Genomic DNA, 3,331 nt, shown 5'->3' with positions numbered 1-3,331 from the left:
CGCATGGCGATGCGCGCCTGCACGGCGTTCAGGCGGAACCGGACCTCGTCCGGCGCCTCGCAGGCGTCGGCGCCGCATTCGATGAACAGGTCCACGCGCGGGCCTTGGGCAGGCTGAACATGAACTCGGCCGCGATCCGCTGAGCCGCGCGGGCGGCTCGGAGAAGGCCAGGCAGCTGACCCGCTCCACCCCGTCCAGGCCCAGGTAGCGGAAGGTGACCCGCCGCCCGTCGTGGGTCGGCGTCTCCGCCCGGCCGCGCTGGGTCCGCAGCGTGCCGCGGACCTGGAAGATGTCGGCGAAGTCGGCGGCGAAGTCGAAGGCCAGCGGCAGCAGCACGTCCTCGACGCCGTGGTTGACCATCCGCACCCGTTCGAACATCCGCCGGTCCCAGACGAACCGCCGGCGCTCGATGTGCAGCACGCCCGCCGGCGCCGAGCGTCCGCCCATCGGCGGCAGCGGGCGGTTGGTGGAATGGGCGCTGAAGAAGACGTTGTCCTGGCTGACGCCCGAGCTGAGCCGGGACGGCCGCGCGCCGCCCGCGGTCATGACGAAGCGCGACAGCAGCCGCGTGTCCCGGTCGAACAGGCCGTCGGCGCCGCCCTTCAGGTCGCCCCAATGGTCCGCCACGCAGAAGGTGTCGGCGTCCTTGAGCGCCATCAGCTGCTCCAGGCCGTCGGCCTCGCCGGTGTCGGCGGCGGTGGTCTGGACCGTATAGGCGTCGTCCATCGATCTCCTCGCGAGGGGCTTTCAGGATCGCTTCAGGCTTTCACCCGAATGCGGACGCTTGATGGCCGCTTGCGTAGGTAATGGACGAGGCGGCCGGGGGTTCAGGCCGAGAGGTCAGGCCAGGGCGGCGAAGGAGCGGTCTTCCGCCGGGCGCAGCGGGGTCACCACGTCGTCCAGCGGGGCCTCCGCGAACGGCCGGCGGGCCAGCAGGTCGCCGTAGACGTCCAGGTACCGGCGCGCCATGGCGACGGCCGAGAACCGGAGCTCGAAATGCGCGCGGATCGCCTCGCGGTCCAGCAGGGCCGCCCGGTCGGCCGCCGCCACCGCCTGCTCAAGGGTCTCGACCAGGAAGCCGGTCTCGCCGTCGTCGATGATCTCGGGCGTCGAGCCGCAGCGGAAGGCCACCACCGGCGTGCCGCAGGCCATGGCCTCGATCATCACCAGGCCGAACGGCTCGGGCCAGTCGATGGGAAACAGCAGGCATTCCGCCCCGCCCAGGAAGGCGGACTTCTCGTGGTCGCCGATCTCGCCCACGAACTCGACCAGGGGATTGGCGTCGACCAGCGGCCTGATCGCCGTCTCCCAGTAGACCTTGTCCTGGGCGTCGACCTTGGCGGCGATCTTCAGGCGCTTGCCCAGCTTGGTGGCGATCTCGATCGCCCGGTCCGGCCGCTTCTCGGGCGAGATGCGGCCCAGGAAGGCCAGGTAGCCGTCGGCCTTGGGCTGGAAACGGTACAGGTCCGCCGGCATGCCGTGATGCACGGTCGCCTTCCAGTTGGCGAACGGCAGGGGGCGGCGCTGATCGTCCGAGATCGACACCAGGCCGAACTCGGGCCAGCGCTCGTACACGCCGGGCAGGTCCTTCAGGTCCAGCCGCCCGTGCAGGGTGGTGATGGTCTTGTCCGCGAAGCGGCTGAAGAAGGGGAAATGCACCATGTCGGTGTGGAAATGGATGACGTCGAAGTCGTCGGCCCGCCTCAGCACCTCGGCCAGGAGCGTCATGTGGGCCGCCAGGTCCGACTTCAGCGCGGCCGGATCCAGCCGGATCGCCTGGTCGCGGACGGGAACCAGCCGCGCCCGCGTCTTGGCGTCGGCGCTGGCGAACAGGGTCACGTCGTGGCCCAGTTCGACCAGGGCGTCGGTCAGGTGCGCCACGACGCGCTCCGTGCCGCCGTACAGCTTGGGCGGCACGGCCTCGTAAAGGGGAGTGACCTGGGCGATCTTCATGAGCGGACTCCTGGCGCCCGCGGGGAGGCGGGGGCCGGATCAGCAACCGCCCACCCGGCGCGAGGTTCCATGACCGCCGATATCCTGCTGCAAAACCTGTAGGTTACGGGTGTTACAGTGTCGGCTGGCGAACATTACATCGCCGCACGGATCTCCGCCCGCAGCGCATCGATGGGCCGAAGCCCCTGGTCCGACTTGAAGCGCCAGTAGGTCCAGCCGTTGCAGGCGGGGGCGTTCTCGAACAAGGCGCCCAGCTTGTGGATCGAGCCGCTCAGCGAACCGGCGACCAGCGAGCCGTCCGCCCGCACCCGGGCCTCGCGCTCGCCCTTGGGGCAGTAGAGGCGGTCGCCGGGCTGCAGCAGCCCCGCCTCGACCAGGGCGCCGAACGGCACCTTGGGTTCGGCCCGCTTCGACCCGGTGACGATCAGGTCCTCCGGCGCCGCGGGGATCACCGCCTTGATCCGCTTCTCGGCCACCTTGGCGTAGGTCTCGTCACGCTCGATGCCGATGAAGCGGCGGCCCAGCCGCCTGGCCGCCGCGCCGGTCGTGCCGGTGCCGAAGAAGGGGTCCAGCACCACGTCGCCCGGCCGGGTCGCGGCCAGCAGCACGCGGTGTAGCAGGGCTTCGGGCTTCTGGGTCGGATGGGCCTTCTTGCCGTCGGCGTCCTTGATCCGCTCTTCTCCGGTGCACAGCGCCAGCGTCCAGTCGGAACGCATCTGGGTGTCCTCGTTGAAGGCCTTCAGCGCGTCGTAGTTGAAGGTGTAGCGCTTCTGGTCCCGACTGCGCGCGGCCCAGATCAGGGTCTCGTGGGCGTTGGTGAAGCGGGTGCCCTTGAAGTTCGGCATCGGGTTGGATTTGCGCCAGATGATGTCGTTCAGCACCCAGAAGCCCAGGTCCTGGATCGCCGCGCCCAGGCGAAAGACATTGTGATAGCTGCCGATCACCCAGATCGAGCCTTCGGGCTTCAGCACCCGGCGGCATTCCTTCAGCCATTCGCGGGTGAAGGCGTCATAGCTGGCGAAGCTGTCGAACTTATCCCAGTCGTCGTCGACCGCGTCGACCACGCTGTTGTCCGGCCGCAGCAGATCGCCGCCCAGCTGCAGGTTATAGGGGGGATCGGCGAAGACCATGTCGACCGAGGCGTCGGGCAGGGTGCGCAGCACCTCGACGCAGTCGCCCTTCAGGATGACGTCGGTCTTCAACTCGGACATGGAAACTCGATCCCGTGCAGCTTGAGGACCGAGTGGTGAATCATCGCGGTTAAAACTGCGTGACCGAGAAGCGCCCCGCCACCATCTCCCTCCCCCTTGGGGGAGGGTGGTCGCGCAGCGACCGGGTGGGGGCGGCTTCCGTATCGCGGCCGCCCCCACCCGGCTTG

The 3,331-nt window shown here is 69.3% G+C and carries 3 protein-coding genes; all 3 read right to left on the bottom strand.

The annotated features are described in order from the left end of the window. Window positions 1-726 (bottom strand): glycogen debranching N-terminal domain-containing protein (locus tag AC2W7C_RS15370; RefSeq protein WP_486002188.1); only part of this gene is annotated, 726 nt, incomplete at its 3' end. A 114-nt stretch (window positions 727-840) separates the two neighbouring features. Further along, window positions 841-1,953, bottom strand: a complete 1,113-nt coding sequence (locus AC2W7C_RS15365; protein ID WP_486002187.1) for a glycosyltransferase family 4 protein — start codon at window positions 1,951-1,953, stop codon at window positions 841-843. Between the two features lie 134 nt (window positions 1,954-2,087). Further along, window positions 2,088-3,164: a DNA methyltransferase gene (locus tag AC2W7C_RS15360; RefSeq protein ID WP_486002186.1), complete on the bottom strand. Its 1,077-nt coding sequence runs from the start codon at window positions 3,162-3,164 to the stop codon at window positions 2,088-2,090. Window positions 3,165-3,331 lie beyond the last annotated feature (167 nt).

It is taken from the genome of Brevundimonas sp. CURTG3B2_SDJG (assembly GCF_057364705.1).
The sequence above is the reverse complement of the archived record's forward strand: the minus strand, read 5'-3'. Positions and strand labels throughout refer to the sequence as shown.